Here is a 4318-nt window from a genome sequence, read left to right on the forward strand (position 1 = left end):
GCAGACCACCGGTATCCACATCAAATCCATTTCATCGAGGGTCATCCACAGCGTGCGGATCGCGCGTTTCAAGACGGAAGTGTAAGCAAGGTCAAAGCTGAAACCTGCTTCGCGCAGCAATACGCCGGCGTGCCTGGCTTCGGCACAGCCTTTTTCAGTCAAATCGACATCGGCCCAGCCGGTAAAGCGATTATCGAGATTCCATGTGGACTCGCCGTGGCGCATCAATACGATTTTGTACATGGTTCTAATAGGTAAGTAATGGTTTTTTGATGCAAAATGCCGAATCCGAATTGTATTCGGTCTTCTATTTTATAATGCGAACATTCTTTCTACTCATTGGAACAACGTGAAATTCATCATTGATAACATTTTCCTCATCGGCATCGTGCTTTTGTCGGGTGGCGCCTTGGTCGCACACACATTGCAGCGTACCGGTGCAAAAGTCAGCGCGCTACAGGCTACGCAAATCATTAATCAAGGCAAAACCCTGATACTCGACGTGCGCACTGCAGAAGAATTCGCTGCCGGCCACATACGCGATGCGAAAAACATTCCGCTGAAAGAATTGAAAACTCGTGTTGTCGAATTGGAAAAATTCAAGGCCAAGCCGGTGATCGTGGTCTGTGAGAAGGGCGTGCGATCGGCAAAAGCAACCGCACAACTGAAAAAAGAAGGTTACGCAGAAGCCTATAGTCTACTCGGTGGACTGGATGCATGGCAATCGCAAGGTCTGCCGACTACCAAGTAAAAGGATGATGTATGACTGCGCATGTAGTGATGTATAGCACCGGGGTTTGCCCATATTGCACGATGGCCGAGCGTTTGTTGACGGCCAAGGGCATAGACCAGATAGAAAAGATCCGGGTTGATCTCGATCCCGCACAACGCGCTGCGATGATGGAAAAAACCGGCCGTCGCACCGTGCCGCAGATTTATATCGGCGACACGCACGTTGGCGGCTTCGATGATTTGAATGCACTGGAGCGCCTCGGCAAGCTGGATGCCCTGTTGCAAGGCGCCTGAAGCCTGGCGCACGCGCCGCAAGTGGATGTTTGTGTTGTAACCTGTTCGGAGGCTTTGCCCTCCATTTTTAATCTGACTGAAAGTGCTTCATGGCTGACGAAAATCTACAACCTGTATTCCAGATCCAACGTGTTTACCTGAAAGATCTGTCGCTTGAGCAACCGAATTCCCCGGAAATTTTTCTCGAGCAGGAAGGCCCTGCGATCGAAGTTGCAGTCGACGTAGGCGCACAGCCGCTGGCCGAAGGCATATTCGAATCCACAGTGACGATTACAGTCACTGCAAAAATCAATGACAAGATCGCATTTCTGGTCGAAGGCAAGCAAGCCGGCATTTTTGAAATCCGCAATGTCCCGGATGAACAACTCGATCCTTTGCTCGGCATCGGTTGCCCGAACGTCATTTATCCTTATCTGCGCGCCAATATCGCCGATGCGATCACCCGTGCCGGTTTCCCGCCTGTGCATTTGAGTGAAATCAATTTTGAATCGGTGTACCAGCAACGGCTGGAAGCGTTTGCCCAGCAACAGCAGGAAAACGCGTCCGGCATCGTGATGGCCGACGGTTCCGCAGCCAGGCATTAAGTTATCCCCTGAGTCATCCCGATGCAGGCGCGCAGTGTCTTGCGCGCCTGCAGCCTCCCGGATTATGTGTGAAGGTGATCGCATGAAATGCTCTTCCCCCATCTTTGCAGCCTTGCTGTTTGCCACGCTGGGCATGAGCGCGCTGCATGCTGCGGAATACAAGTCGGTCGGCGCCCAGCCTGCTGTGCTGTACAACGCACCCTCAGACAAGGGGCGCAAGATATTTGTAGCACCGCGCGGCATGCCGGTAGAAGTCGTGTTGACGCAGGGCGGCTGGAGCAAGGTGCGCGATGCGGCCGGCGATTTGTTCTGGATAGAGACGACAGCGCTTGCTGTGAAGCGTAACGTGATCGTGACAGCCGCCAATATCAAGTTGCACGCAACGGCAGAAGAAGCTGCCGCCGTGCTAGCCATGGCCGACAAAGGCGTGCTGCTCGAATTGCTGGCGCCGGCCGCCTCGGGTTGGGTCAAACTCAAGCACAGGGATGGGCCGACCGGCTTTGCAAAAGTAACTGAAGTGTGGGGCGAGTAGCCGCCGCTTGCAATTGCCTCGCTGTTGCCGGGCCAGCCTGCCTGTTAGTATTCACACTCTTCTCTATCGAATCGATTAAATTCACTGCATGAATATCACCATACTTGGCGCAGGCGCATGGGGCACGGCGTTGGCGATGTCGCTGGCGGATAGACACGCCGTTGTGTTGTGGGGGCGTGATGTCGAGGTCATGCAGGCAGCGCAACAGCAGCGTGAAAATACCACTTATCTGCCCGGCTTCCATTTGCCGGACAGCCTGGTCTTGAGCTCTGATTTTGCTGCCGCAGTTGCGCATGCAGGTGCGGATGGCTTGCTGCTGGTTGCCACTTCGCTGGCCGGTTTGCGGCCGCTGGCGCTGCAATTGAAATCCTATTCGATACCCAACCTCGTCTGCTTGTGCAAGGGCTTCGAGGTGGACACCCATCTGTTGCCGCATCAGATCGTGCACGAGGTATTGGGCAGCGGCATCCCCGCCGGCGCCTTGTCCGGTCCGTCTTTTGCGCAAGAGGTTGCGCGCGGCCTGCCATGCGCATTGGCGATTGCATCCGATGATGCTGCCTTGCGCGAACGCGTGGTCAGCGCCGTCCACGGTTCCAGCATGCGGATTTATTCGACCGATGACTTGATAGGCGTCGAGGTAGGTGGCGCAGTCAAAAACATACTGGCGATCGCCACCGGTGTCATCGATGGCCTGGGGTTGGGCTTGAATGCGCGCGCGGCCCTGATTACGCGCGGCCTGGCGGAAATCACGCGGCTCGGCGTTGCGCTCGGCGGGCACACGGAAACTTTCATGGGTTTGACCGGCATGGGTGACTTGATCCTGACCTGTACCGGTGATCTGTCACGCAACCGCAAGGTTGGCCTGGGTCTGGCGCAGGGAAAAAAGCTGGCGCAAATCGTCAGCGAGCTGGGCCACGTTGCAGAAGGCGTGCCTTGCGCCAAAGCCGTACGTCAGTTGGCAGCCGAGCGGGGCATCGATATGCCGATCACCAATGCAGTGGCGGCAGTGCTGTTTGACGGCGACTCACCGCTGGACATGGTGAATCTTTTGCTGGCGCGCGATCCGCGTGCCGAAGCCGCCTGAATTCGGCTGCAGCCAGCCTTGCCTCAACTCACCGGCGGTTTTAGTTCTGCAGCAGTAGCGTCAATAAAACCGAGGAATCTTCCAGCGCATGCAGCGCATGGGGTTCTCCACCGGCCAGATAAACCAGCCCGCCTGCATACACGGTTTGGGTGGTTTGATGCGCGCTTAATTCAATCACACCTTCCAGGCACTGGATAGTCACCGCGCCCGGCACCGTATGCTCGGGCATGCCTTTGCCGCGCGGCAGCACCAGGCGCATCAATTCAAGTTGCGGGGTTTTGAACAGCGCATTCGAAACGGCTGCGTCTATCCGTGGTCCCAGCGGCCGGATATCGATCAACTGGCCGGATGTTGCGTGCGGTAGAGCCATCATGTTCTCCTCAGCGATACGGTAGAGTCCATCAGACGCGAATCTGCGTGCTGCGTTCCTTATAACAAACAAATCATGCCGGATCAATCGGCAAACGGCTTGTGGCTGGATCAGTCGCTGCGGAAGGGGCGGACTTATTGATCGTCGGGTTCGGACAACTTGATCTTCAGCAAGCGTTTTTGCACCTGACGCTGGGCGGAAATGGATTTTTGATGCGAGCCGGCAGCGCGCTGTTTGGCCGCGACTGCGACCGGGTTGCGCGGCTTCAGCGCTCTGTGGGAAGGTTCGAGGCGGATCGTGAGCTTTTGCCGTTTGGCGAGTGCTTTATTGGCCATGATATGCATGGCGCGCATCGGGCGATGCGCGCCTGGTTATGATTACAAGACGTAGCGCGATAAATCCTCGTCCACCGACAAGGCTCCCAGTCTTTCTTCTACATAAGCGGCGTTGATGGTCAGGACCTGATTCGGATTTTCACTGGCGGAAAACGAGATTTCTTCCAGCAGTTTTTCCATCACCGTATATAAACGCCGGGCGCCTATGTTTTCGGTTTTTTCATTGACCGCATAGGCAATTTCAGCCATCCGCTGTATGCCATCCTGCGCAAATTCGATGTGCACGCCTTCAGTGTCCAGCAAGGCCTGGTATTGCATGGTCAGGCAGGCGTCGGTGCCGGTCAGGATGCGCTCGAAATCGGCGATGGACAGGGATTCCAGCTCGAC

8 protein-coding genes and 1 pseudogene are annotated in these 4318 nt (G+C 55.8%); 5 read left to right on the forward strand and 4 right to left on the reverse strand.

Annotated elements, in window-relative coordinates; all coding sequences use genetic code 11:
• The coding region (locus tag Q7T06_RS12920; RefSeq protein WP_304785211.1) for a 2,3-bisphosphoglycerate-dependent phosphoglycerate mutase at positions 1-243 on the reverse strand (243 nt) is incomplete at its 3' end.
• A gap of 106 nt (positions 244-349) precedes the next feature.
• On the opposite strand from Q7T06_RS12920, the gene Q7T06_RS12925 reads away from it, so the two are divergent.
• The 5 genes from Q7T06_RS12925 (at position 350) to Q7T06_RS12945 (ending at position 3226) form a co-directional block, all read left to right on the forward strand.
• On the forward strand, positions 350-751 hold the full coding sequence (locus Q7T06_RS12925) for a rhodanese-like domain-containing protein (RefSeq protein WP_304785212.1): 402 nt from the start codon (positions 350-352) through the stop codon (positions 749-751).
• Positions 752-762: 11 nt separating this feature from the next.
• The gene (grxC, locus tag Q7T06_RS12930; protein ID WP_304785213.1) at positions 763-1026 is read left to right on the forward strand and encodes a glutaredoxin 3; all 264 of its coding nucleotides are present in this window, start codon (positions 763-765) and stop codon (positions 1024-1026) included.
• A gap of 89 nt (positions 1027-1115) precedes the next feature.
• Positions 1116-1610: a protein-export chaperone SecB gene (gene secB, locus Q7T06_RS12935; RefSeq protein WP_304785214.1), complete on the forward strand. Its 495-nt coding sequence runs from the start codon at positions 1116-1118 to the stop codon at positions 1608-1610.
• Between the two features lie 82 nt (positions 1611-1692).
• Entirely contained in the window at positions 1693-2142 is a 450-nt protein-coding gene (locus Q7T06_RS12940; RefSeq protein WP_304785215.1) for an SH3 domain-containing protein, read from the forward strand.
• An 88-nt stretch (positions 2143-2230) separates the two neighbouring features.
• Entirely contained in the window at positions 2231-3226 is a 996-nt protein-coding gene (locus tag Q7T06_RS12945) for an NAD(P)H-dependent glycerol-3-phosphate dehydrogenase (protein WP_304785216.1), read from the forward strand.
• Positions 3227-3266: 40 nt separating this feature from the next.
• Here the strand turns inward: Q7T06_RS12945 and Q7T06_RS12950 are convergent, their stop codons facing one another.
• From Q7T06_RS12950 to hslU, 3 genes and pseudogenes are all read right to left on the reverse strand, one after another.
• The gene (locus Q7T06_RS12950) at positions 3267-3596 is read right to left on the reverse strand and encodes a cupin domain-containing protein (protein ID WP_304785217.1); all 330 of its coding nucleotides are present in this window, start codon (positions 3594-3596) and stop codon (positions 3267-3269) included.
• A gap of 134 nt (positions 3597-3730) precedes the next feature.
• Complete coding sequence (locus Q7T06_RS12955; RefSeq protein WP_304785218.1) at positions 3731-3931, reverse strand: hypothetical protein; 201 nt, start codon at positions 3929-3931, stop codon at positions 3731-3733.
• 42 nt (positions 3932-3973) lie between these two features.
• A pseudogene (gene hslU / locus Q7T06_RS12960) lies at positions 3974-4318 on the reverse strand (HslU--HslV peptidase ATPase subunit); the annotation flags it as partial.

The organism is Herminiimonas sp., from assembly GCF_030645555.1.
Taxonomy (GTDB): domain Bacteria; phylum Pseudomonadota; class Gammaproteobacteria; order Burkholderiales; family Burkholderiaceae_D; genus Oxalicibacterium.